Origin of the sequence: Flagellimonas sp. S3867 (genome assembly GCF_014698935.1) — a bacterium.
GTDB lineage: Bacteria > Bacteroidota > Bacteroidia > Flavobacteriales > Flavobacteriaceae > Flagellimonas.
In genome coordinates this window covers 618,263-644,801 of the sequence record NZ_JACVMN010000001.1, presented here as the reverse complement: position 1 = coordinate 644,801, position 26,539 = coordinate 618,263, and the positions used below count along the sequence as shown (strand labels likewise).

Sequence of the window (26,539 nt, the reverse complement as noted above, 5' to 3'; positions counted from 1 at the left end):
TGCTTTGGCCCATTTATTCTTTCTAAAAAGTATTTTTTAATTCAGCAACTCGGCCACTTTTGCCTCCAGTGCAGGTCCTCTTAGATCTTTAGCTACAATTACGCCATTTTCGTCCAAAAGAAAAGCTGCTGGTATAGCATTAATGTTATATAACTGTGCAATTGGGTCTTGAAATCGCTTAAGGTTTGAAATATGGTTCCAATCAAGGCCATCTGCCTCAATAGCTTTCTTCCAATCTTCGGCACGGGCATCCAGCGACACACCGATTACATTAAGTCCCTTGTCATGATATTTGTTATAGACCGAAACGATATTTGGATTTTCCATACGACAAGGTCTACACCATGCTGCCCAGAAATCGATTAAGGTCACCTTTCCTTTTACTTCACTTAAAGCTAAGGTTCCTCCATCTGGTGTTGGAGCAGAAAACTCAGGTGCTACACCGCCAATTTGGGTTGTTTTAAGTTTATCCAACTGTTCTTTAAGACGTTCTCCCGGTTCCGATTGTTTGATTTCAGGTGTGAATGATTCAAAAATTTCCTTGACCTCATCTTCCGAAATTACTTTTTGCGCCATAAGATTGCCTAGGATATGCGCAGAAATCAAGGCATTTGGATTTTCCTTTGGAAAACTTATTTGGAAGTTTTTGGCTTCCTCTTGCAGCTCTAAAAACTCTTCCCGTAATGCCGTTACCGTTGCCGTATCTTGTTGCTGCGAAGCTGACCGCATATCATCTCTCATAGAATTAAACTGATCCTGAAGCTTTATGGACTCCTCTTGAAAGCTCATGAAAAGGTCATTTTGGACAGTGCCCTTTATTTTGGCAAATCGCAGGCTGTCTTTCTGGAATTTTACGTCGATGTCTTCATTTTCAAGAACAAAAGGGATGCTTCCTTGATTGGTGCTTAAGAAAATAAAGTAAAGTTTGGGCTCTTCTTGAGTGCCCACAAAGCTAAAATTGCCATTTAATACCGTAGCTGTATCAATTTCAATCAATTTGTTGAGTGAGTCCGTGGTCTTAAGAAAAACCTGTGTGCCTTCTGCTAGCTCACCTGCAACGGTGCCTTTCAAAGTATATCCATCTGAACCGGAACCACAAGAGACTAAAAGTGTGATTGCAGATACAAATCCAAAAATCTTTTTCATTTTTTGCGTTTTAATGCGCTAAGGTATTCATTCCATATGGCATAAAAAAACCCTTTGCATATGACTCTTGAATGCAAAGGGTACTTATAAATTATGTGTTAACTAGAATTGATAACGTATCCCGAGGGCGACATCAAAATCAAAATCGTTGTCAAATCCATCATAGCCTAGCAGTCCTATTTCTGGCCTAAAATCAAGGGAAAGCAATAGTGGAATATCAAAATTGTATTCGACCCCGATGTCACCGGCAGCGAAGACAAAAAGGCCGTCATCATCGGCACTATTGGGAATTGGCTCAAAATCTACGCTTCCAAGTCCCCCACCAACGCCATAATACCAATTAAAGTTTCCATCCAGTTGATGTACCCACTGGTACACTCCGGCAAGTTTAAAGGCATCAAAAGCACGACTATCACGCCATCCTAAGTTAAATTCGGCGCGGTTGTATCTTCCAATGGATTTTTGATATGAAATTTCGGCACCAAAACCGTCACTATCACCCAATCGAAGTCCCAAGGCATGCTCAGAAATATCCTGTGCGCTCATGGCAATTGTTGCGAATAAAAAAACACCAGTTAATAATGTGGTAATCTTCATAAGTCTCTCGTTTAGTTAAAAATTAAAGATAGCTTTGCAAAGCTTCTTGACAATAAACTATTTTGACGACCAAAAATTGTTCCATTTTGGATAAAACGCTATTAAAAAAACTTTCAGAAGAACTACAAGGTGAGTTGTTAACGGACGATTTAAGCAAAGCACTTTACGCAACAGATGCATCGGTATATCGCAAAACTCCAACAGCCGTAGCTTATCCCAAAAAAGCGAAAGACCTAAAGGTTTTAGTGGCCTTTGCAAACAAGAATGAAGTGGGCCTTATTCCAAGAACCGCTGGAACTTCACTGGCCGGACAATGTGTGGGTGAGGGAATTGTAGTGGATGTTTCACGGCATTTTACCCAAATACTGGAGTTGGATGAAAAGAAAAAACAGATTAAAGTACAGCCCGGCGTTGTTCGTGATGAACTCAACCAATATTTAAAACCATTTGGTCTTTTCTTTGGGCCGAATACTTCAACTTCTAATCGCTGTATGATCGGAGGAATGGTGGGGAACAATTCTTCCGGAACTACCTCTATTCAATACGGTGTTACCAGAGATAAAGTGGTGGCCTTGAGCTGCATTCTTTCTGATGGTAGTGAAGCGCATTTTGGCGATTTGGACGAAGGAGCATTTCATTCTAAAAAAATTGGAAACTCACTGGAAGGAAAAATATATGCCGCCTTGGAAAAGGAGCTTTCTGACCAAGATAATATCAAGAATATTCAAGATGAATTTCCAAAGCCAAGTATCCATCGAAGAAATACGGGTTATGCCGTAGATGAACTTTTAAAGAATTCTGTTTTTGGAACAGAAACAGATGATTTCAATCTGGGTAAACTCCTTTCTGGAAGTGAGGGTACTTTGGCATTTACTACGGAAATCACGCTACAATTAGATGATTTACCACCACCATTATCGGCAATGGTGGCTACGCATTACAAAACGCTTGAAGACTGTTTGAGCGACGTTGCGCCGGTAATGCAACATAGTTTGCATACCTGCGAGATGATGGACAAAGTCATTCTGGATTGCACAAAGAACAATCGAGCACAATTTGCCAATCGATTTTTTGTGGATGGAGATCCTGCCGGAATCTTAATGTTGGAAGTTAAGGCTCATTCTGAAGAGCATCTTGAAAAGCAATTAGTAGCATTGCTTCAAACAATTGAAGCATCAGGTTTAAGTTATGCGAATCCTATTTTAAAAGGAAATGACATCAACAAGGCCATAGAACTTCGAAAAGCGGGACTAGGTTTGTTGGGGAATATGGTGGGTGATAGAAAAGCAGTAGCCTGTATTGAAGACACGGCGGTTGCCTTGGAAGATTTGAAGGATTTTATCATGGAATTCTCCCAAATCATGAAGGGATATAACCAAGAAGCTGTTTACTATGCCCATGCCGGAGCTGGTGAACTACACTTAAGGCCTATTCTAAACCTAAAAAAATCAGAAGACGTCGCATTATTTAGAGCGATTACCACCGATGTGGCAAAACTCACTAAGAAATACAAGGGAAGTTTTAGTGGAGAACATGGAGATGGAATTGTAAGGGCCGAATTTATTCCGTTGATGATTGGTAATGCCAATTATGAGCTGCTTAAACGGGTAAAATCCGTTTTTGACCCCAACAATATTTTTAATCCTGGGAAAATTGTGGATGCCTTCCCCATGGATGAATCCCTGCGTTATGAAATTGACCGGAAAGAACCCGAAGTAGAAACCTTGATGGATTTTTCAGATAGCGAAGGCATTCTGAAGGCCGCAGAAAAATGCAATGGCAGCGGAGATTGTAGAAAAAGTCATAACATGTCTGGAGGGATGTGCCCCAGCTACCATGCCACCAAAAATGAAAAAGATACTACAAGAGGTAGAGCCAATGCATTGCGTGAGTTTTTGACCAATTCCGAAAAACCAAACCGATTTGACCAAAAGGAATTGAAAGCAGTGTTTGACCTGTGTTTGAGCTGCAAGGCCTGTGCTAGCGAATGCCCAAGTAATGTGGATGTTGCCACTTTGAAAGCAGAGTTTCTATTCCAATATCAGGAATCAAACGGATATCCATTGCGAAGTAAGTTATTTGCGCATAACACCAGATTGAATAGGTTAGGTAGCAAGATGTCCGGTTTGACAAATGCGGTCTATAAATCCAATATTCTCGTGGGTTTACTTAAATCAGTTTCGGGAGTTGCCAAGGAAAGGAGCTTTCCACAAGTCCATAATTTTGATTTTGGGAAGCATTTAAAAAAGCACCGGACATCAATTGACTCGGACAAGAAGGTTGTTTTATATATCGATGAGTTCACAAAATATTTGGATGTTGAAGTTGGTCAGGATGCCATTGAACTACTTTGCAAATTGGGTTATAATATTGAGCTTTTTTATGGAGAAAGTGGTCGTACTTATATCTCTAAAGGATTCTTGAAACAAGCGAAGAAGCTAGTAGAAGCCAATATTTCGAAGCTGGGTGGTATTTTGGAAAAGAATACTCCTATTATAGGGCTTGAACCTTCCGCAATCCTGTCTTTTCGGGACGAATACAAAAGACTTCACGATAATAAAGACAAAGTGGACCAATTGGCCTCGAACTCTTTTTTGATAGAGGAGTTTTTAGCTTCAGAAATAGAAAAAGGGCATATCATACCTGAAAGCTTTACAAGTGATGAAAGAGAAGTGAAAATTCATAATCACTGTCATCAAAAAGCCTTGTCCAACCAAAAGGTAACTTTCGATATTTTGAACCTTCCCAAAAACTATAAGGTTACCATTATCCCTTCGGGATGTTGCGGAATGGCCGGGTCTTTTGGTTATGAAAAGGAGCATTACAAAACAAGCATGCAGGTTGGAGAGTTGAAATTGTTCCCAGCGGTAAGAAAGAGCAAAGCGGATACCATTATATCGGCAAACGGAACAAGTTGCAGGCATCAAATCAAAGATGGCACGGAAAGGGATGCACAACATCCGGTTTCTATATTGCTACAAGCATTGGTAGACTAATTGTTTTCGAAAATAAGTTTTAACATCTACCTTTGAAACGTACTGAACTTTTACCATATGGCAGGAAATACTTTTGGACAACTTTTTAAGCTCACATCTTTTGGAGAATCACATGGTAGGGCCTTAGGAGGCGTAATAGATGGTTGTCCTGCCGGATTAGAATTGGATATAGAAAAAATCCAATTGGATTTAAACAGAAGAAAGCCTGGTCAATCTGCTATTGTCACGCAACGAAAAGAACCTGACATAGTTGAAATTTATTCTGGAGTGTTTGAAGGTAAAACCACGGGGACTCCGATAGGGTTTGCAATTCATAACACCAATCAGAAATCAAAAGATTATTCCCATATAAAAGACTCGTATCGACCCTCTCATGCTGATTATGTTTATGACCAAAAGTATGGTTTTAGGGACTATCGCGGCGGCGGTCGAAGCTCAGCTCGCGAAACAGCAAGTAGGGTAGTGGCTGGAGCCATTGCAAAACAACTTCTTGGTGATGTGAAGATCAATGCATTTGTATCTCAAGTGGGCGATATGAAATTGGAGAAGCCTTATCAAGAGCTTGATTTCTCTAAAATTGAATCCAACCCGGTACGCTGTCCTGATCCAGAAACCGCAGAAAAGATGGAAACCTATATCAAATCCATTAAAAAAGAAGGCGATACTATTGGCGGAGTTGTAACCTGTGTAATTCAAAATGTACCCGTTGGTCTTGGAGAGCCTGTTTTTGATAAATTACATGCTGACTTGGGAAAAGCTATGCTTTCTATCAACGCTGTTAAGGGGTTTGAATATGGAAGTGGTTTTGATGGAGTTAAAATGAAAGGCAGTGCCCACAACGATTCCTATAACACTGATGGCACAACTACAACAAACAGAAGTGGAGGTATACAGGGAGGAATCAGCAATGGAATGGACATTTATTTCAATATCGCATTTAAACCTGTGGCTACTGTGTTACAATCTTATGAAACCATCAATAAAGATGGCGAAAAAGTTACCACCCAGGGTAAAGGTAGGCATGACCCCTGTGTTGTGCCAAGGGCAGTCCCCATTGTAGAGGCAATGGCCGCTCTTGTATTGGCAGATTACACCCTTTTGGCACGTTCCAATAAAATGTAAGTCCGAGGTAAGGGTTTTTCCGATCAAAATAGTATCTTCCTTTCCTAAAAACTACGTATGCGTAAACTTGAACTGCACTGGCAGATTCTAATTGGGATGCTGTTAGGGATTGTATTTGGATTTGTTATGATCCAAGTTGATTGGGGAAAAGGTTTTGTTTCGGATTGGATTCAACCCCTTGGAACCATTTTTGTAAAACTACTTAAACTTATTGCAATTCCGCTCATAATAGCCTCCCTGGTCAAAGGGATATCTGACTTAAAGGATATATCTAAATTCAGAAACATAGGCATCAGAACCATAGGTATTTACATTCTAACTACAGTCGTTGCAATCACGATTGGTTTGGTTCTAGTAAATTTATTGAAACCGGGTGATGGAATTTCGGAAGCAACAGTAGCCAAATTGACAGAAGCCTATGCCTCCTCCGAAGGAGTTACCTCCAAAATGAACGAGGCGATGAGCCAAAAGGAGAGTGGACCATTACAGTTTTTGGTTGATATGGTACCAGACAATGCCCTGGCAGCAATGAGCAATAATGGTTTGATGCTACAGGTTATATTTTTCACCATTTTTCTTGGTATTTCCATGTTGCTCATCGGTGAAAAAAGAGCTAAACCTTTAAAGGATTTCTTTGACTCATTAAACGATGTTGTACTCAAAATGGTCGATTTAATTATGCTTTCGGCCCCATATGCCGTTTTCGCGCTTTTGGCCAGCGTGGTGGTTTCATCGAGCGACCCCGATTTGTTATTGGCATTGCTAAGATATACCGGAGTGGTTGTTGGTGGATTGTTATTGATGATAATCTTCTATACCATTGTTGTCTCAACATTTACAAAAAAGAACCCTTTTTGGTTTTTAAAAGAAATTAGCCCTGCCCAGCTACTTGCATTTTCAACAAGTTCCAGCGCAGCGACGTTGCCCGTGACCATGGAAAGGGTAGAAGAACATATTGGAGTTGATAAAGAAGTATCCAGTTTTGTTTTACCAGTGGGTGCGACCATTAATATGGATGGAACCAGTTTATATCAGGGTGTTGCCGCCGTCTTTATTTCACAAGCTTTAGGGTTTGATTTGTCTTTTGGAGATCAGTTGACCATTGTGCTGACGGCATTGCTGGCATCAATTGGGTCTGCGGCAGTACCGGGAGCAGGTATGGTAATGTTGGTCATTGTATTGGAAGCGATTGGTTTCCCTGCTGACAAGTTAGCAATTGGTTTGGCCTTGATATTTGCCGTAGATCGACCTTTGGATATGTGCAGAACAGTTGTAAACGTTACAGGAGATGCAACGGTTTCGATGATGGTGGCAAAATCTGTGGGCAAACTTGGCAAACCAAACATAAAAGAATGGGATGACCATTTGGACGAAGTTAGATAAGCAATAAAAAGTATACGTTATGAACATTTGTTTTTTAATGTACCCATGGGAGGAGATTCAACCCGAAAATGATACAAGTCTTGCTCTTATTCATGAGTGCGTTAAGCGAAATCACGGGGTTGCCCTCTGTACCCCTGCAAATTTGACCATTCGGAATAGTGTGACCAGTGCATTTTGCACCGTGATCAATCGTATGGACAAGATTTCCAGCAGTTTAAAAACCTTTTACAAACAAGCTTCTTTACGAGAAGAAATGCTTCCATTGGCTGGGTTTGATGTCATTTTTATGAGGGCAAACCCTCCATTAGACCCAATAATGCTCAATTTTTTGGACTCGGTGAAGGACGATGTATTCATTGTGAACTCTCTTCAAGGACTGCGCGAAGCAAACAATAAACTGTACACCGCCGCCTTTGGAGATAGCCATAGTAACATCATTCCGGCGACCCATGTGTCCAAAAACAAAAGATATTTAGTTCAGCAGATCAAGGAATCTGCAGCGGACAAGATGATTTTGAAACCCCTAAACGGTTTTGGGGGGTCAGGCGTTATTCTTATTGAAAAATCTGCTATGTCCAATATTAAATCCTTATTGGATTTTTATGTGACCAACGCAGACGGTTCTTCCAATTATGTAATTCTTCAAGAATATATTGAAGGTGCTGACCAAGGTGATGTTAGGATCTTATTGCTTAATGGCGAACCTATTGGCGCCATGCGCAGAATTCCTGGATCGGACGATCATCGCTCCAATGTCTCCGCTGGAGGAACAGTGGCCAAGCACTCTTTGTCCAAAGAAGAAAAAGCACTGTGTAAACAAATAGGTCCCAAACTGGTCAAAGACGGACTTTATTTTGTGGGTATCGATGTAATTGGAGGCAAGCTGGTTGAGGTAAACGTAATGTCTCCAGGCGGGATAACGTACATCAACAAAGTCTATAAAACTAAAGCCCAATGCAAGGTAATCGACTTTATTGAAAGTAAGGTGGTGGATAAATTACAGGCCTTTGACCGAAGGTCTAGATTACGTAGTGAAGTGGAAAATGCATAGATGCAGTGTTGACGACATAATCGGATTAATTGAAAAGGAAACCTGTTTTGAAGCCGTTTCTGAGGATTATTCATTCACCATAAAGATTGAAAAATATACACCCTTTGTTTGCGGAGCTGTTCATGATGGGCATCATTTTAGAAGATCCCTTTGGGAGAATTGTCTTCATACAACTTATGAAAGATGGTATGAAGAGGACCCATGTACCAAACAATTCGTGCAAAGTTTTCCCATTGTAATCGCTGGATGTGACAGTAGATTTGAATATGATTTGAACCGACCTCCCGAAACTGCTATTTTTGATACAGCATGGGGCAAACAACTATGGAAAAACCCCTTGCCCGAAGACGAAAAACAACATAGTCAAAAAAAACACTCCAATTTCTACCGTGTGGTTCAGGCCCTAATGGGCAAGTTGGAATCCAAGTTTCAAAATACATTGGTTTTTGATATGCACAGTTATAATTGGAAACGCTGGGATAGGGAAGTGCCTGTTTGGAATTTGGGTACCACAAATATTGACAATGGCAGGTATGGGAATTTGGTGGAGCTCTGGAGGTCCATGTTGCAAAATGTGAAATTACCCAATGGAATAACATCGACGGCAAAAATCAATGACACCTTTCAAGGCAATGGTCATTTTTTGAAATTTATCACTAAGAATTTTAAGAATACCTTGGTTTTGGCGACAGAGATTTCAAAAATATACTGTGATGAACTAACCGGAATCATATATCCGGAAGTAGTTTGTTCTGTAGAAGACCAGTTAAAGATTTTGATTCCTGAAATGGTGAAGGAATTTGAACGGGCAAAGGCATGATTAGCACAAAGGAAATACAAGATTTGGAAAAGGAATATGGACATCTGTTTGAGATAGATTCCAATCTTGACCGTTTGGTTCGCCGTATAGAATTACTGGGCTATGTAAACCCCATGAATATTGAAAGGGAAAAACAGCGTTTTTTTGCTTCAAAATTTACTACGGAACCTGAGTTCAAATATCCAAAGCTCAAATTTGACCCTTATAAGTTGCACAGGTTGTTCTTTTCTCAACGTTTGGAACGAATAAACGACGAGCGAATCCGACGATTATACCAAGAAGTGATTTATCACTATTCCAACATGATCCAATGTATTGAAACGATTGGCAGGGGAAAGAAGTTCTATTATAATTCGTTGCGTGTTTACGGTACACCAACCGAGCGGGATGTACAAAACGCACGGTTCATTCTTCATTTTGATGATGAACCCGCTTCTTCAGATATGGAAAAGGTATTCTCTCCAGAAGAGGCATGTGATTACTTTGAAAATTTCGCAAAGCGATACGATTTTCCATTGAATATAAGATTCTCAAAAAACATGGCTGCGGAAGCCATGGTAAGCAATAGTGAACAAGCGCTATTGATTAAAAAGAATATCAAATTCAGTAAAAACCAATTATTGACCTTGGCCAATCATGAAATTGGAGTTCATTTGGTCACAACCTATAACGGGTTGCTTCAGCCACTTAAGATTTTTTCCAATGGGCTGCCCAAAAATGTGGAAACCCAAGAAGGTTTAGCTGTGTTTAGCGAGTATATGGGCGGTGCGCTCACGTTAAAACGACTAAAAGAATTGGCCTACCGTGTTTTAGCAGCCGATAGTTTAATCAAAGGATATTCATTTGCCGATACCTTCGATCTAATTCATGGGCAATACAAGTTGAATAAACATGAGGCATTTGGCATAACCCTTCGAGCACATAGAGGAGGTGGGTTTACCAAAGATCGTTTGTATTTGAGCGGACTTAGAAAAATATATAAACGCTATCAAAGTGAGGAAAGCCTTGATATTTTGTTGACCGGTAAAGTAGCTTTAGATGATGAGGAAGCTATCAGATATTTAAAAACATTGGGATTGGCACAACCCATTACCCATAAAGGACTTTCCTTTAACCAAAAGCTGAATACCAATCCCACCTTGGACTTTATTTTGAACAATCTGAAGTAAAATACCATTCTGAATTAGCGTACTAAGTCAGAATGGTATCCATAATTAATTTATAGGGAGATATATCTGCCTCTGGGATACTTTACTTGAAAAGAAAAACTTTCTTTTTTACTTTCTTGACTATCCAATTTCATATTCCATGTCAACAAGCCAGTTTTCTTATTGTAGTTTGCCATTTGAGGTTCGATATCATCTACTTTGATGTCCTTGTTTTGGGAAATGGGTACTCTGTCGATTAACTTCAAGTTAACTGCCAAGTTTTTGTTGTTTTTCACTTCCAGATCATAGGTTCTATCTAAAATACGGTTGCTTCCGGTAAAGGATTTGCTTTTGAAATTACGTTGTTGTTTACGGCTCACGGTAATATTTGGATCAATTCCCAATGAAAGGATCATTTCCTTTTTAACTGTAAAGGGGTCAATGTTCGTTTTACCAGCATAACCTCCTTCAAAATAGACATTCGCTTCACCAGGTAACAACTGGAATTTTTCCCAATCCTTCAAGCTTGCGGTTAGAAAGACATTTTCATTTATCAGGGGAGCAGCAAAATATTCATATTCAGCTGGCAATTGGAAAGTATTGATCTCAATAGCCGTGATATCTCCATCTGAAATTATGGAGTAGGTCTTTTTGATTACAAATTTGGTATTCGTCAAATCATCTTGAATGGTACTCTTTTTGGTAGTGATCACTATAATCCCATTTGTTCCACGATTGCCATAAATTGCAGAGGCTTCAGCTCCTTTTAATACTTCGACGCTTTGAATTTCATTTTCATCCAGATCACCTTCCATAAATCCAGCCAAAGGCATACCATCCACAATATAAAGTGGGGGCAGTATTCTTGATATGTTTGAGTTCGCTCTAATCGAATTGCTTGAGCGGCCTCTCACATTCACACCTGCTACTTTCCCTTGAAGCATTTGCTCCGCAGAAACAGAGGACAGGGCATATCCAACTACTCTTTTTTCACGTTTTATTCCCATTCCAGTAACCACAACCTCATCCAATGCAACAGCATCCTCTTCTAATTGCACATTTATTACTGAGGAATAAATAGGGATTTGCTGGGTAACATAACCTAGATAAGAAAAGGAAAGTTCTTTGCCTGATGACACGTTAAGTTCAAAATTTCCATCAAAATCGGTCTGTGCACCTTTACGGGTACCTTTGACCACCACATTGGCTCCTGGTAAAGGCGCACCGGAAGCGTCAACAACAGTTCCCGTAATTTTTCGGACCAAGGGGTTATAAGCGTACCCTTTTTTCTTAGGGGTAGCTTTAGGTCTTTTGGCATATCTACTCACAAAGTTGAGGTATTTGGTACCCAAATTGGGCTTACTTACATTAACCTTGGGGTTGCCCGTGGACAAGGTCACTTTGACATTGTCCCAGTCTTTCCCAGTTTTTTGGTATACATGGGCCTTGTAAGCTAAATCTATAGGAGCATTGAGTTTTTTAGATTTGATGTCATAATTTGGAATCCAACCTGCATCCCTAACCAAATAGGATATGGATAGATTCAAATCAATAGAAATCGGAGCATCAAAAGTTATGGTAAGTTCACCTTGTTCTTCTTCTGGGGCATTGTTGATTTCAGCCAATTGCTTTTGGAGTTTGTTGATTTCAAGTTTATGCTCGTTTATTTTGAGGTTTGTTTTGAATATTTCATTTCGTATTTCTGTGATACGTTCTCTATAATAAGCACTTATTTGTTTAACGCGATTTAAATCCAACGACTGAACCCTATTATTGATTGATCTATTGGAGGTAATCACTTTCTCTTCCTCATCCAAACCTACAATGATATGGTTAAGTAGTGTTGTTTGATGTTGGTGCTCCACGATTTCATCTTCCCATTGTTTCACATTGGGGTCACTTTCTGTTTTCGCTAAATAATTCAGGTCGTAGGACATGGATAAAATAGAAACTGATTGTAGACCCGAGATTTGAATGCTGCTTTCCTCAATTTTTGGAGAAAGCCCAGTGAAAACAAGCTTGTTCTTGCCTTCATTAAGTTGACATTGTGCCTTGCGAAAGATTTGAGCTCCGCTTAAATAGACTGTTACATCTTTAATTGATGATGGCACTTTTTTATCATTCCCAAACCCCAATATAGGGCAGAGGACGAAAAAGAATAGTAATTTTTTCATGACAGTTGGATTTAAAGTTTGGGTGAACTTAAATCCTAAGAAGTGGGATTGAAACCTTAAATGTGTGAACGAAGTACATTTAAAGGTGAAGTAGTATTTTGGTTGAGTAAGTAAAAAATGGAAGCGCTGCTAAGGATTGAATCGTAATACAAACCCATCCGCACCCGAACCTGAGGACATTTTATTCTGATCAAGTACCAGCTGACCTTCGGAAACAATAATTCCAGCAAATTCTTGCCCATTGATGCTAAGAAAAGACTCTTTTTCCGTGCCTAGAATGGTATAATCATATGTACCGGTCGGTAATCCGTCATAAATAATCCCGGCCAAACCGTTATTGTTTACCACTTGTAGTTTTGAAGTTGTTGCAGAAAACGTCCAAGTGATTATTCCAGATGCATAGTCGTCATTGATTCCAGCGAACCCACCACTAATATTGCTAATGCTCCAAGTGCCAGATATAATATCAGTCTTCATATCATCATCGTTGTTGGAACATCTTGTTAAGGATGTGACCAAGATAACTGCAAATAGCAAATGCTTCATACTACCAGGCTTTTATATTTAGATAAACGAAATTTAAAACCGTTGCTTATGTTGATACGCTAATATTTGAAATAATTCCAATCACCCTTTGTTACTCCCATTGTAATTATCAAATCACTACAATTTTGTTCAAATTTTAACTTTTTCATTGCTACTATGCAATTTAAGTATTGAATGATGCAAGTATTTTGGTGAAGTTCAGTGTTTTATTCACCTAATTTTGTTACAACATGCCAACCGCATTTGATTTTGCGGATAAAATTAAGGCAGTTCTAATAAACTTAACACTAAATGAAGGGCAATAGCTTAATTAAAATCTTAGTACTGTCCATGGTACTTGTGGCGATTCCTTTCTTACCCATAAAAGGGAACGAAATACCTTGGTTTTTGGATTTCTTCGGGAAATTCCATCCCATTTTGGTACATCTTCCTATTGGTACCCTATTGTGTCTGTTCATTCTTGAAATAGTAGTGCCAAAACCACATATGTCACACATTCGAGGAGTAATTCTCAAGTTTGTTGTTATCACGGCAATACCTTCGGTATTGGCTGGCACCCTTTTAGCAGCCTCTGGCAGCTATGGAAGTGATGTGTTTAGGCTTCATAAATGGTTTGGTTTGGCGACCGCACTTTTTAGTATTTGGCTCTATGTAATCCATAAAAAAGAAATTGCAAAAAAAATAGGACGCTTTTCCGTTTATCAAGTGGCACTCTTTACAAATGTGGTTTTACTGACTATTGCCGGGCACTACGGAGGCTCTGTAACCCATGGCTCCGACTATTTGACCAAAAACCTTCCTGATGGTATTCGTTCAATTTTTGGTGATGACCCTTATGCATTAAAAGGTTTGGTGGCCATGGACAACTCCAAGGTGAACAAAACCTTAAGCACCTATGATTTCGATGCGGACATTCAACCTGTAATCGAAAAATACTGTGTACAATGCCACGGACCCGAAGAACAAAAAGCTGGACTTCGGTTAGATGGGATCAACCCGGATTTGATTAAAGGACCAGATGCTTCGACTTGGCGAGGAATGCTGGACATGATCAATAGCGGTGAAATGCCTCCAGAAGAAGAGGAGCAACTAACCGACGAGGAACGTAGGATGTTGGTAGATTGGGTTACAGCATCAGTGCAAAATGCTATAAAAATTAAAAAATCCAGTCAGACATCCATAATACGAAGGTTGACCAAAAAGCAATACACCAATTCACTCAATGAATTATTGAATGTTACTGTCAATTTTGGTGACGTTTTACCAGATGACGAAAAGTCTGAAATGGGTTTCAGCAATAATGGGCATGAACTACAGACATCAGCTTTGCACATTGAATATTATCAGCAAATTGCCCGTGAAGCTTTGGACAAAGCCATTGCACCCATCGAAATCCCAAAATCCACTCACTATCGAATTAAATTCGGCAAAGACATTGGGGTCGATTTGCCATCGGCAATGGTAGGAGGATATCAAAGCGCTCCAATTAGTTCAGATGACCTTGTAGTTGATATTTTGGATGAAAATGGATTACCTGTTCAACCAAAGGATAGCCTGGAAGAAGCTTATTTTATCGAGGTCAAAAAAAACATTGGGGTTGGTATGCGAGGTTCACATGCCGATCGCTACGAAGTGGTAGAAAATGGTGTTATTCTGTATTCCGCTTTGCCACATAAAGAAGTAAGCCCCAAATCTTGGCAAGGACCTTCTCCAAATCTAAAATTATTGGTCAAGGACTATTTTCCCATGGAAGGCGATTTCGAATTTCGGGTTAAAGCTTCCAAAGGGTATCAAGAACATGTAAAAAAGGAAGGACTAATCAGTCTGCGTACTCCGGTTCCGGCAGAGAAAATGGAAAGTACCATATCGCTTCGGGCCAAGGCATTTACAAATAAGACCAACCTATTAAGTAAAGGAAAATACTCCCTCGCAGAGGACTTGACCAAATACAGCTACGCAAAAACCACCTTTTTTGCTCCCAAAACGGGCTATTATCAACTGGATTTTACGCACCCCTACGCAGCTCAAGATGGTATGCCTTCTATTAACATTCGCCTGGACCAATTTCGTTTGCAAGAACGTCTGCATTTGAGAAAGCCAGAAGGAGAGGAATTGGATATGGTCACACCGCTCACTTTGGCCTATTTGGAAGAAGGAGAACATACCCTGGAAATTGGCGGACGTTTTTTTGTAGGCTTTGGTGAAGTAATCGTAACCCCTTTTCCTGATGACCACCCTGTTGCCATTCAGTTGGATAATGAAGAGGAAGAAAGTAGGCTAAAATATGAACTTGCCTCACCCATTATGCGTGTTTTTGCAGGCTCTCGTACCGATGATGGTATCGATTACCAAAACTTTGATGAATACCGAAATGTTATTAATTCAGAAACACCAAGACAATATATTTTCAAAGGAAGGCTTGAAGATTTGCCGATTCCTGTAATTGATACTTTAGAAACAGAGATTTTGGCCAACATTATGGGAATGGGTATATGGAATGATTATTTGGTGAAAGACAATAGGGATTCCGGACCACCATTATTGGTCCATGAAATAGAATTTGAAGCTCCTTATTACCCCGAATGGCCTGCCAAGAGTCATACCTCAATATTTTTCGACTCTACAGACAGTGAGGACAAAGAGAAATATACAACCCAAGTATTGTCTAGGTTTATGGAAAGAGCTTTCAGGCGTCCTCTGGATAAAGGAGAGGTAGAACCCTATTTGGCATTTTGGAGAGGCATAAAGGATGATTATGCACGCTACGAGGATGGGGTAAAAGAGGTACTTGTCGCCATACTTTGTTCCCCAAGCTTTATTTATTTGGCCGAACCGGAAAAAGGAACCTCTGATGATGAAAGGGAGTATTTCTTAGCGTCGCGTTTGTCCTATTTCCTTTGGGATTCCCCACCGGACCAAGAGCTTTTGACATTGGCCGACAAAGGTAAACTGCATCGCAAAAAAGAATTGAAAAAGCAGGTGCTACGTATGTTGCAAGATGATAAGATTTGGGAAATGGTCCGTAATTTTTCCAAAGAGTGGCTTCGCTTAGATCGTCATGAAACCATGAGCACCAATGTAAATGAATATGAAGCCTACACCCGATTTGTAAAACGGGATATGGCCGAGGAAACCTATCAGTTTGTACATCATGTGCTCAACTGTAATATGTACATCGGTAATTTAATTGAATCCGATTTTGCCATGTTGAACCAAAACTTGGCCGAATTTTATGGTATAGAAGGGGTAAAGGGAAATCACTTTAGGCCGGTTGCATTAGCTCCGGATTCTAAAAGAGGAGGGCTTCTCTCGCAGGGTTCCTTTTTAAGTGGACATTCCGATGGAACCCAGGCTCACCCAATAAAGCGAGCTGTATGGCTACGATCTCGGATTTTAGGAGATAGACCACCTGACCCTCCACCAAATGTACCCGAATTGAACCCAGAGACTCCCGGTTTTGATAAAATGACCTTAAAAGAACAGTTGTTTCTGCATCGTAACAAGGTTTCGTGCATGGATTGTCATAGAAAGATTGATCCTTTCGGAATTGTTTTCGAAAACTACAACGCTGTTGGGCTGTTTCAAACGGTTTCCAATAACGGTAATCCTATCGATGTAAAAACTGAACTACCTGACGGTAAGGAAGTTGATGGGATTGATGAAATAAAAGCGTATATTTTAAATGAAAAAATAGACGACTTTACGCGGTCTTTGGTCAAACATCTGTTTACCTATGCAGTGGGACGCGATGTCACCTTTGTTGATGAACCTGAGATTGAATCCATAGTTAGCGCCATCAAGGAAGATGGATATCATTTTCAATCAGTATTTGAACATATTATAACCAGTAAATCATTTGTTGGTGACTTTTAAATAATTCAATTATGGCCCGAAAATCATGGCATTTAGATAGAAGAACGTTCGTCAAAGGACTTGGCGTCAGTTGCATGATTCCGTATATGGAAGCAATGGGCATGGGAAGTGTTCTTAAAAGCACAAGTACCTCGAGTGAAGCCATGAAAAGACTTTGTTTTGTGTATTTCCCAAATGGGGTAGGTCTGCCACCTGCAGAAAGTTCATTTCATAAGAAATGGAGTTGGTTCCCCATGGGAGAGGGAAGGGATTACAAGTTTACCCAGACCCTAAAACCTTTGGAGGCACATCGGGAAAATATGTCCATTATTGGTGGTTTGAGTCACCCACGTAGTAGAGCCCTTTTGGGACATTTGGCGGGTGATACCTGGTTAACGGGAGGTGATGTTAGAGGAAGTGCTTATATGAACAGCATTTCTGTTGATCAATTGGTAGCCCAAAAGTTCAGTAAGCATACGCGTTATCCATATTTAGCTCTGTCCACAGATGGTGGAATTGGCTATAAGTCAAGGGTTTCCACCTTGTCATTTGATCTATCAGGTAAACCTATTCCTTCGGAACACCGACACCGTGAAATCTTTGAACGGTACTTTGCGCCAGGAGGAGGGGCCACCACCCAAGCCCGTAGAAAAAGCATCCAGCAGGACAAGAAAATTGTGGATTTGATCCTGGAAGACAGCAAACGATTGCACAAACGTTTAGGGAAGCACGACCAGACCAAAATGGATGAATACATGCATTCCTTAAATTCTGTGGAAGAGCAGGTAAAGCGTAATGAACAATGGTTGGACATCCCGATGAAGGATTTTAGTACCGGTCACATTGATTTTAATGTGGATGTAAAAGTCGACCCGGAAGCGTATATCAAAACAACCTTTGATCTTATGGTTTTGGGTATGGAAGTTGACCTTACCCGCGTAATGACCTATATGATGGCCCGTGAAGATGGATTGGGTCTAGGTGAGAACTTCCCAAAATTGGCATTGGGATTAAGTAAAGGACATCATACCATTAGCCATGATCTTAGTGCCGGACATTGGGAAGAGTGGGGTAGATATGACCAGTGGTTGGCCAAACAGTTTGCCTATTTCTTAGATCGTATGAAAAATACGCATGACGAACACGGGTCTCTATTGGACAACACCATGATACTTTATGGCAGTGCTTGCAGTACAACTCACAATGCGGTCAATTATCCCTTGGTATTGGCCGGAGGCGCCAATATGGGCCTAAATCATGGGTCTTATCAAAAGTTTGATGAGAAACCTATGTCCAATCTGTTTGTGAACATGTTGAACACCTTGGACATTGAAACCGAAAGCTTTTCGGATAGCACTGGAACATTGGACACAAAAATATTATAGGAGAGGATGTTTAGTTATTTTTCAATCAGCTGAAAATCCTTTTTAGTAAGCTCAACTCCGTTGACAATTAGTGAAATCTCATGAAGTCCTACATGTAACTTTCTTGTGGTAATTATTTTAAAAGGTTGCTTACGGAAGATTGTTGTGGATGAACCACTGGCATACTCCTTCTCACTGATCTTGAATACTTTTTTGGATAAGGTACCATTGGCCTTTTGATAATAAAGCCCATATTCCAATCGGATTTTGGAACTTTTACCATTGGTGTTATTAAGCATAAATGAGAATTGTAAATCCCCACCTATGGAGACAACTGGTGTTGATACCTTGAATTTTTCAATGTTGATATTATCCACCTTACCAAAACCAAACAAACGCATCACCTCCGGAATACCCCGCTTTAGCAATGTTCTGCAGGCATGCTTTACCACCCAATCAACTTCTTTGCTTTTACCTTTCCATTTTTTGGCCAGTTGGATAACGATGTCGGGGTTGTCCTTGGAAATATCATTTAAATTATTGGCAACACTGCGTCGAACGGATTCCGATTCATCCGCTTTCAATTTTTCAAGAATGGGCAAGATCGGTGCTGGGTCTTTTTTTAACTCAGGCAAGGCCATGGCCCAAGGTAATCGAGGCCTGCATCCTTCGGATGCAAGCCGCCTGACCATTGAATGGTTATGATGGGACCAAACCATCATTTGTTGTATCATTTTTTTGGGATGACTTATAATAAAAGGCCTCACTGCAAACTCACAACTCGCAAATTTGGTGATTTCCTCAAATGCGTAGATGGAAGTGACGTAATCATCGATCCCATAAATTTCTATAAAGTCTGGGAGGAAAATAAATTCAAGATTATCCGACCTAAAGTCATTTTGCTTTAAAATGGGAATGAGCTTAAGCAAGATTTCAACATTGGCCTTAAAATCATTGTTCAAATGACTTTGAAGCACATGGGTAATATGTCGCATCCGCTGTTTTAGTTCTTTGTTGTCCCAATCGTCATTATAAATATCCTTCAAAAAAGAATTGGTATCAAACGCTGGGAATACCTCTTCCATGCACGCTGTAAATCGACCAAAAAATGTTGGACTGTAGATGTTCTTAAATAATTCTGCCATTGAATTAGATGATTTTAAGGCAAAATTAATTAGAGCAGTGACAACCCTATGTCAGTGGGGTGAAGATTTTGTGCTAAATGCATGCTCGAATCTACTTTGACTTGAAATTTGTACTGCTGGGCAATTCAAAACCTTCAAGGTCAAAGTATGGAACAGCGGCCAAAAGGTGATCAAAAATATCGGCCATAATATATTCATAGTTGGCCCAGCGCTTATCATTGCTAAAGGCATAGACTTCCATTGGAATACCCTGTGAGGTTGGGTCTAGTTGACGTACCATAATGGTCATTTCTTTATTTACACCAGAATGATTGTTAAGGTATGCGTCCATATACTTTCTGAAAATACCGAGATTGGTCAGGTTTCTACCATTTATATGCATGGATTTATCAATATCATTCTCGGTATTGTACTTGTCAATATCGGCACTTCGGGTTTTCAGGTATTTTGAGATCAATTCGATTTTTTGAAGGGATTCCACATCACTTTTATCCAGAAAACGAATACTTTCTTGTTTGATCAGCAAGGCTCTCTTAATTCGTCTGCCACCAGAATTGGTCATGCCCCGCCAGTTTTTGAACGAATCTGAAATAAGGGCATAGGTAGGAATGGTGGTAATGGTCTTATCAAAATTTTGGACTTTTACCGTGGCAAGATTGATTTCTATAACGTCTCCATCTGCTCCGTATTTATCAAAAGTGATCCAATCGCCAATACGAACCATGTCGTTGATAGAGACCTGAATACTGGCAACAAAACCCATAATAGTGTCCCTGAACACCAAAATGATTACGGCAGAAGCAGTGCCCAGAGCGGTAAAGAATTTCCATAGTTCAACTCCAGTGACTACCGAAATGGCAAAGAACAGTCCAAAGGCCCATGCAAAGATCATGAACACCTGAATATAGCTGTCAATGGGCTTATCTTTTAAGATAGGCAGGGTTTTGAGAAAGTCTTTAATGGTGTGGAGAAGGCTTCTAACAATCCATAAAAAAAGAAAAATACCAATGACCTCTATTGTTTTTGATAGAAAGGGCTCAGCTTCTTGAAAATCACGAAAAACAAACGGAATGGTTTTGTAGAGTAGAACCAAGGGAACGACGTGAGCGATATTTCGTGGAGCCCTATTCTTGACCAATAGGTCGTCAAAATGGGTTTTTGAGTTTACCGATAGTCGCGTGAATAGGCCAACCAATATTTTCCGTAGGGCAAAATCAATCAAGAACAGCACAACAAGAAGGCCAATCAACAGTATGGCTAGATTGATATAGGAAGCCCACGCTTCGGATAACCCCGAATTAATTAAAAGATCATAGATTTTATGTGATAGTTTTTCCATGTGCATTATGAATCTAAAAATTTGGCCTGTAACTCAGGGGTTGGGATCATACAGGCATCTTTTCTGCCAAACCATTTATATCTGTTGCTTGCGATAAGGTCGTAAACAACATCTCTAAATGATTTAGGCACCCAACTGAAAATGCCCAATAGGTTCCATAGCCCACCAAACCCTTTTCCTATGTGCAAAGCGGCATCCGATTTGGTGAAATAGGCCACTCCGGGCTCAATTAGGATTATGGAATCCACTTTGGTGGTATCAATGGCTCGTTCTGCAATCAATTGTTGACCAAAATTACTTTGTAGCGCCGCATAACGGAACATATCTTTTTTGTCTCGTTTAATAATAAACTGCACAGCTCCGTTACAAAGGTTACAGACCCCGTCAAACAGAATTATTTTTTTATTCTCTATTTCATTCCCATGAAGGCGGGAATCTTGTGTTTCCATACCACAAAGATACGGAGCCTTCGGGTGAGAGCCTAGTAAGAGTGAGGTAGGAATCCCAATGAAACGTATATACTGAACTCAGCGAGGTAATCTTTTGGTAGAGGGAAATGGTTGGCAACCAAATGATTCTTACGTCCGCTGTAGTTTATACATCAGCTTAACATGGCGTTCAATTTCCGAGGTGAAATCTTTATATAAGGGTTCATATTTTGGTCCCAGTTTGGCTCTGATATTTAACAGGGTCTCATCAGCTGTTTTATCATTTTTAGAGTCCGTTTTTACCTGCTTCCAAACGCTGGATAATAAATAGGCATCCCTTTTTACTGACTTTGCAGTGGTTGCGCTACCATGACCGGTTAAAACCATAGTGGGGTTTAGCTTAGCTATGGCGTAAAGGGTGTTTATTAAATTTGGAACATTTCCATGGCCCGTGATCACGGGCATCCAATCCGAACTTAATACATCTCCGCCAAATATGATCTTCTCTTTGGGCAACCACATCAAAACATCTCCTGGTGAATGCCCGTCATTGGCAAAAATGAATTCAACATCTACTCCTCCAAAATTACGTTTTTGCCCTTGGGTCAATAATAAAGTAGGATACACAAGTTGGGTAGGGCCAATTGTGCCTTTGGTCACTTTAGAATAAAATTTTACATCTTCCTCTCCATACTTTTTCATTACCGTTAGCGCTTGACTACTTGTGATGATTTCAATTGCAGTATCAGCAAAGGCAGCATTGCCCAACCAATGATCGGCATGACTGTGCGAATTCACCACCCAACGAACCGGTTGGTCCGTGATCGTTTTAATGGCGCTTTTAATTTTGTTGCCGATTGCTTCAGAGGAACCTGAATCAAAAAGTAGCACTCCTTCTTTGGTAACCACAAAATGACTATTAGAATTCCAACCTTTGTTCTCTGGTGTAGGCAAACCAAATGAAGGTGAAATAATGCTATACACATTTTCAGTGATTCGGGTTACCTCAAAATCAGCATTGGTATTTGCCAAAGCACTGCTCGTAATCAATCCGATTAGGCATAGGGTACGTATAATCTTTTTAATATTCATTTGATTTTGAGTGTTATTTAATGTTGGGCGATGGCAAAGGTACGGAGGCTTAAAATGAAAGCCTAGCGGAAATAAGGCCACAAGATACACTGGTACTGAGCCAAGCGAATTGATTTTGTGGCAGCAGGGTGACACAGCAGTGTTGTGTGTAGTTTTTTGTGCTATTAATAACCAGCTAGTTTTATTATTTCATTTGGCATAAGGTTACTTAACTCTAAAATACTTTTTCCTGATTTTTTCATTGCTTGTCTCGCTAAAAAATTTCCAGTGCGATATCCTATATATGTTCTTCCATCAGGATGCTCACCCATTACCCAATGAGAATAATCTGCATCTAGAGGAAGAGCCAAAATCTCTTTTACCCAACTATCAGCCTCAATAGGATAGGAGTTTACCTCATTTATGTTTCCTGTATATATTTCTGTAAACGCAACGGCCAGACCTTCATTAACCATTGCATTGGGGATTCCATAACTAAATTTGTTATCCTGAATCGCCCAGCCTCTTGACAAATGATGGAATTCGTGAAAAATTGTAGTTTTAATGCCTTGATATACCGAATCGATTATTCCTCCCTTATAATTATTTGATATTTGAAGTAGAACAAGAGGTGGATGATTAGTTTCTGTTCTTCCTGTTACTCCATTCACAATATCAAGATTCCAATCTACGTTTTCGACAATAACTTTTATGCTATCTGGTAGATTCGGTAAAAGCTCGCGAACCTCGTCTTCTGATTTGCTTATAATTTTACTGATGAAAACTTTTTGTGATTCCGTAAACTTGAGAGAGTCTTCTTGAAAGCCAACATTTACTTTCCCTATTTGGGATTTCTTCGGATTAGAATTACAGGAAATAACACATAATATTGGGATAATTAAAATAAGGCTTCTAAGTATATTCATTTCATATTTTAACCTGAAGACGACACAACAGTTTTAATGTTACAACGCAGGCTTTTTGGGCTCAAATTGCACACAATGGCCCCACGGCTATGGCGCGTAGTGTTGAAAGATACAATCTTGCGGGAGCGGGGGACAGCTATTTTTTCTTTCCAATTAATACCAATGAGTCTCCGTCTTCAAACTCCTTATATGCTTCTAGTAGTAAAATTTCAAAATCAGCCTGAAACAAAGTTCTTAAGCTTTCATCGGTTTGGTAGTTAACAAGTAATCCTTTGAATACCTCATCACCTTCACCTTTCCAAAATGAATGGCAAATTATACCATCGGAGTTTAATACATTAACTTGTCTTGTAATGGATTTTCTTAATTCTTCATCGGTTAAATGTTGAAGGACTTTATTGGAATATATGCCATCAAATTTCTTGTCGGTTCGTAGTGTTATTGCATCTAAATGTAAAAATTCATCATTTATATTAGTATTGATCAATCGATTCAGAAATTGTGTTGAATAATCGGAACCAACAACGCGATAATCTTTCTTTAATAGTTGAAAATCAGTGCCAGGTCCAGATCCGATTTCTAGTAACAATGCATTTGAGGGCAGGTAGTTGTTTAACTTCTGAATCAATTCAACTCCATCAACGCCTTTTGCTAATTTAATATATTCCTCAACGGATGCTTTGGTCCTATAATAATTGTCATCCATATATTTCAGATTCAGATTGTCAGTTCTGGTAATGCACCACAAGATACAATCTTACGGGAGCGGGAGAAAATCTAAAGTGATGAATTACAAAGGTTAATGTAAATTGGTTTTTTTCTTAAAGAAATCAAAGAGTTTTATGGCCAGTAGTAATTGTATTGGAATCAGAATAACGAAAACAAGTTTAAACCATAATTCTAATTCTTTTAAGGGATTAAGTACTGCATACAAGTCAATAGACATCGCAATTAAAAAGAAAAGACCAATAATAATCCATTTTGAGTTTTTACATATTAAGAGGGAAATAAAAGGCCCTATTAACCCAGAAATAAAAGTGGAAGACAATACAGCCATTTTTTGAATATTCTCAACAGGCAGGTTTTCAGGGCCCCATTCTACTCCAGCTAGAGACCAAATCTTTGTAAGTGCAAACTGAATAACGAATACAGAAATAAATCCGATGATAAATCCGATTATATACCTTATTATTTTTTTCATTTTTAAATTGTTTGCAAAGGTCTAAGCTATGGTTTTTTGTGACCACAAGGTACATTCTTGCGCTAGCAGGGGTCTACCCAGGTATTTGGACAAGGCAGATCACATTTGCTGTGCCCAAAACAAGTTCAAACACTATTCCTTGCTTTATTTTTTTATTGGGTTGGCCATCGGCTGCGATGCTTACAAATCTGCCTACCGCAAATCCAAGAAAGAGCAAAGTGGCGATTATATGTGAGGTGAGAGTCAAATCAGGGACTAGGATACCTAAGAGCACCAGAATTGCACCGAGCAGCATAACGGCGCTGGTTCCTCTGACTTCATTTAGGAGGTCAACATCGTTGGCAATGGTAATCCCGGAGTTTTTGGCATAATTGCTTATGGGATTGCTTAGTCTTGCTATACCGACCATAAGCAGTAAAAGACCTGAAAGCGCTAGCGTTACAATAGTAAATATTTCCATTTGTATAGTTTTTTAGTTAGTAATATGCAAAATTAGAGCCGTGTGATGACAAAGGTGTGTCAGGGGGTATTTTATGTTTTTTGCAAAAGTTATGTGTTTTAAATTAGGCTATTGGAGGCAGTGCTCCAAATAAAATTCATAAAGCCCAACAATATCTGGAGTGCTAGAATTTTTAGCAGATAAAGCTTGAACCATATGAGGACATTCGGGAAAATATTCGAGCAACCTCTTTTTTTTGAACCCCAAAATCCCCTGGGTGACGCGTACCATTTGATTGGCATTGGGTCTGTGGAAAAAGGGAATGGAATCCAGATAAAAATTGTTGTCATGCACAAACAGCTGCTCATAATACACCAATTCTTCGGACTGCTGTATTACTTTTAAGAACTTTCGAGGGGCTCCCAGGTCTGAATAGTATCTGATAATCCACATTTCTTGCTCTTCCCTAAAGGGAATGGATAGAAAATGATTCTCACCAAAGCCATATCCCAAAATATCATCGGCATCATATTTTTTAACCCTTGAAGAGCCGTCCTGCTTAAATCGAATTTTGGTATAAAGCGTAACAAATGGTTCTGCGGATCTATCCTTGACAAAACCTTTTATGGTGTCGCCATTGTGCTGAATAATGTAACCTTCCTTATATGATTTGTTTTGCGCCGATATGGAAAGGCAAAACAAAAGAGTGAACAAAAATAGTATTCTACTTAAAATTGTGCGCATAGTACATGCTGCACACAAAATTCATACCAAGACCACCTTTGGTGGTGTTATGGACCACGGCTTTTACAGCCTAAACTCAGCCATTACAGGATAATGATCAGACAGTCCATGTGTTTCTTGTTGATTGAATATTTCAAAACCTTTACAGGAGTTGGCCAAATTTGGACTTGCGAAAATATAATCGATACGCACCCGATTTTCCACAATCGATTTATCGGTATTGTTGTATTTACCCGTTAAGGCAGGAGTAGGGAAGGTGTGCCCTTTGTTGACCAGATCTACTTTGTTCAGAGCTAAATCCACTGCCGGACAAGCTAAAAACTGACCAATTACAGAGTAGTCAAAATTTCCGTTCAGTAGGTTGGAATGTTTAGCATCGGTGTTTTTTGGTCTGTATTTTTTCCGTAAGCCATGGTTTTGCTCTAGCGCATAGGCATCAAACGGGGAGTTGGCGTTAAAATCTCCAAGGATAACATAGTTATTACTCTGGCTTTCTTGAATGTCCTGTACAATCATTTTAGCTTCACGCAGCCTAAATTTAGCATCGGCGGGAGAGAGGTGAACCACATAAAAGTCAATACCGTATGTTTTGCAATGCAATAGGCCATGCCAAAAAGAGTCCATTTTCCGCTGCTTCAACTCAATGGGACGGTTAGAGGTTAATGCCGTTGGGTAGCCTTTGGTTTTTAACAGTTGCACATATTTGTGTCCCCATTTTAAGGCATCTTCTTTTAGCATTTCCTCAGTATAACCACATAATTCCTGTAGTGCTACTACATCTGGCTTTTTGCTCTTGATCCATTCCACGCATTCTTCCCTTCGTGCATCATCCTTGCCCCAATCAAAGCCATTCCAAATATTATAGCTCATCACCTTTAGGGTTTCGACTTTGTTTTCTTGTTGAGCAAAAACTGCAAAGGACATCAAAAGCAACAGTAATGTAAAAGAGGTTGGTTTTTTAACTTGGAACATGTTTACGGTGTATAAAGTTATGGTAACGGCCGAGCTAAGTTCGATGAAATTCCCGTTACAATCAAGATATGCTAG

General features: G+C 39.7%; 22 protein-coding genes. 8 read left to right on the top strand and 14 right to left on the bottom strand.

Translation table 11 applies throughout. From position 1 onward, the window contains the following. Positions 1–36: 36 nt before the first annotated feature. A complete protein-coding gene (locus IAG46_RS02900; RefSeq protein WP_190808818.1) occupies positions 37–1,146 on the bottom strand; it encodes a TlpA disulfide reductase family protein in 1,110 nt (369 codons plus the stop codon). A gap of 102 nt (positions 1,147–1,248) precedes the next feature. Further along, positions 1,249–1,743 carry a hypothetical protein gene (locus IAG46_RS02895; protein ID WP_190808817.1) on the bottom strand — a complete coding sequence of 165 codons (495 nt, stop codon included), beginning with the start codon at positions 1,741–1,743 and terminating at the stop codon, positions 1,249–1,251. An 86-nt stretch (positions 1,744–1,829) separates the two neighbouring features. On the opposite strand from IAG46_RS02895, the gene IAG46_RS02890 reads away from it, so the two are divergent. The 6 genes from IAG46_RS02890 to IAG46_RS02865 are packed head-to-tail and all read left to right on the top strand — an operon-like array spanning position 1,830 to position 10,284. Beyond that, positions 1,830–4,739: an FAD-binding and (Fe-S)-binding domain-containing protein gene (locus IAG46_RS02890; RefSeq protein WP_190808816.1), complete on the top strand. Its 2,910-nt coding sequence runs from the start codon at positions 1,830–1,832 to the stop codon at positions 4,737–4,739. Between the two features lie 57 nt (positions 4,740–4,796). Further along, positions 4,797–5,861 (top strand): chorismate synthase, encoded by a 1,065-nt coding sequence (gene aroC, locus IAG46_RS02885; protein WP_190808815.1) that lies wholly within the window; start codon positions 4,797–4,799, stop codon positions 5,859–5,861. Positions 5,862–5,918: 57 nt separating this feature from the next. Beyond that, positions 5,919–7,244 carry a dicarboxylate/amino acid:cation symporter gene (locus IAG46_RS02880; protein ID WP_190808814.1) on the top strand — a complete coding sequence of 442 codons (1,326 nt, stop codon included), beginning with the start codon at positions 5,919–5,921 and terminating at the stop codon, positions 7,242–7,244. Positions 7,245–7,263: 19 nt separating this feature from the next. Then, positions 7,264–8,295 (top strand): glutathione synthase, encoded by a 1,032-nt coding sequence (gshB, locus tag IAG46_RS02875; RefSeq protein WP_190808813.1) that lies wholly within the window; start codon positions 7,264–7,266, stop codon positions 8,293–8,295. Then, positions 8,288–9,115, top strand: coding sequence for an N-formylglutamate amidohydrolase (locus IAG46_RS02870; protein ID WP_190808812.1), 828 nt, complete (start codon positions 8,288–8,290; stop codon positions 9,113–9,115). The genes gshB and IAG46_RS02870 overlap by 8 nt, the downstream gene beginning before the upstream one ends. Next, the gene (locus IAG46_RS02865; RefSeq protein WP_190808811.1) at positions 9,112–10,284 is read left to right on the top strand and encodes a flavohemoglobin expression-modulating QEGLA motif protein; all 1,173 of its coding nucleotides are present in this window, start codon (positions 9,112–9,114) and stop codon (positions 10,282–10,284) included. Before IAG46_RS02870 ends, IAG46_RS02865 begins: the two co-directional genes overlap by 4 nt. Positions 10,285–10,334: 50 nt before the next feature. Here IAG46_RS02865 and IAG46_RS02860 read toward each other — a convergent pair whose 3' ends face one another. Both IAG46_RS02860 and IAG46_RS02855 read right to left on the bottom strand, forming a co-directional pair. Next, complete coding sequence (locus IAG46_RS02860) at positions 10,335–12,437, bottom strand: DUF4139 domain-containing protein (RefSeq protein WP_190808810.1); 2,103 nt, start codon at positions 12,435–12,437, stop codon at positions 10,335–10,337. Between the two features lie 129 nt (positions 12,438–12,566). Further along, a complete protein-coding gene (locus IAG46_RS02855) occupies positions 12,567–12,983 on the bottom strand; it encodes a hypothetical protein (protein ID WP_190808809.1) in 417 nt (138 codons plus the stop codon). Between the two features lie 291 nt (positions 12,984–13,274). Here IAG46_RS02855 and IAG46_RS02850 point away from each other — a divergent pair, with 291 nt between their 5' ends. Next, positions 13,275–16,856, top strand: coding sequence for a DUF1592 domain-containing protein (locus IAG46_RS02850; protein WP_190808808.1), 3,582 nt, complete (start codon positions 13,275–13,277; stop codon positions 16,854–16,856). 11 nt (positions 16,857–16,867) lie between these two features. Then, positions 16,868–18,220 (top strand): DUF1552 domain-containing protein, encoded by a 1,353-nt coding sequence (locus IAG46_RS02845; protein WP_190808807.1) that lies wholly within the window; start codon positions 16,868–16,870, stop codon positions 18,218–18,220. A gap of 14 nt (positions 18,221–18,234) precedes the next feature. Here IAG46_RS02845 and IAG46_RS02840 read toward each other — a convergent pair whose 3' ends face one another. The 10 genes from IAG46_RS02840 to IAG46_RS02795 all read right to left on the bottom strand — a co-directional run bounded on the left by IAG46_RS02840 (position 18,235) and on the right by IAG46_RS02795 (position 26,464). Further along, complete coding sequence (locus IAG46_RS02840; protein WP_190808806.1) at positions 18,235–19,344, bottom strand: DNA alkylation repair protein; 1,110 nt, start codon at positions 19,342–19,344, stop codon at positions 18,235–18,237. Between the two features lie 91 nt (positions 19,345–19,435). Then, positions 19,436–20,683 carry a mechanosensitive ion channel family protein gene (locus IAG46_RS02835; protein ID WP_190808805.1) on the bottom strand — a complete coding sequence of 416 codons (1,248 nt, stop codon included), beginning with the start codon at positions 20,681–20,683 and terminating at the stop codon, positions 19,436–19,438. A gap of 5 nt (positions 20,684–20,688) precedes the next feature. Then, a complete protein-coding gene (locus IAG46_RS02830) occupies positions 20,689–21,132 on the bottom strand; it encodes a thiol-disulfide oxidoreductase DCC family protein (RefSeq protein ID WP_190808804.1) in 444 nt (147 codons plus the stop codon). Positions 21,133–21,261: 129 nt separating this feature from the next. Next, positions 21,262–22,203: an MBL fold metallo-hydrolase gene (locus tag IAG46_RS02825; RefSeq protein ID WP_190808803.1), complete on the bottom strand. Its 942-nt coding sequence runs from the start codon at positions 22,201–22,203 to the stop codon at positions 21,262–21,264. A 164-nt stretch (positions 22,204–22,367) separates the two neighbouring features. Beyond that, positions 22,368–23,108 (bottom strand): DUF2268 domain-containing putative Zn-dependent protease, encoded by a 741-nt coding sequence (locus IAG46_RS02820; RefSeq protein ID WP_190808802.1) that lies wholly within the window; start codon positions 23,106–23,108, stop codon positions 22,368–22,370. Between the two features lie 136 nt (positions 23,109–23,244). Beyond that, a complete protein-coding gene (locus IAG46_RS02815) occupies positions 23,245–23,814 on the bottom strand; it encodes a trans-aconitate 2-methyltransferase (RefSeq protein ID WP_190808801.1) in 570 nt (189 codons plus the stop codon). 93 nt (positions 23,815–23,907) lie between these two features. Continuing rightward, a complete protein-coding gene (locus IAG46_RS02810; protein ID WP_190808800.1) occupies positions 23,908–24,309 on the bottom strand; it encodes a hypothetical protein in 402 nt (133 codons plus the stop codon). Between the two features lie 73 nt (positions 24,310–24,382). Continuing rightward, positions 24,383–24,769 (bottom strand): DUF4345 domain-containing protein, encoded by a 387-nt coding sequence (locus IAG46_RS02805; RefSeq protein WP_190808799.1) that lies wholly within the window; start codon positions 24,767–24,769, stop codon positions 24,383–24,385. A gap of 108 nt (positions 24,770–24,877) precedes the next feature. Continuing rightward, positions 24,878–25,492, bottom strand: coding sequence for a hypothetical protein (locus IAG46_RS02800; RefSeq protein ID WP_190808798.1), 615 nt, complete (start codon positions 25,490–25,492; stop codon positions 24,878–24,880). A gap of 63 nt (positions 25,493–25,555) precedes the next feature. Next, the gene (locus tag IAG46_RS02795; RefSeq protein ID WP_190808797.1) at positions 25,556–26,464 is read right to left on the bottom strand and encodes an endonuclease/exonuclease/phosphatase family protein; all 909 of its coding nucleotides are present in this window, start codon (positions 26,462–26,464) and stop codon (positions 25,556–25,558) included. Between the last annotated feature and the right edge of the window lie 75 nt (positions 26,465–26,539).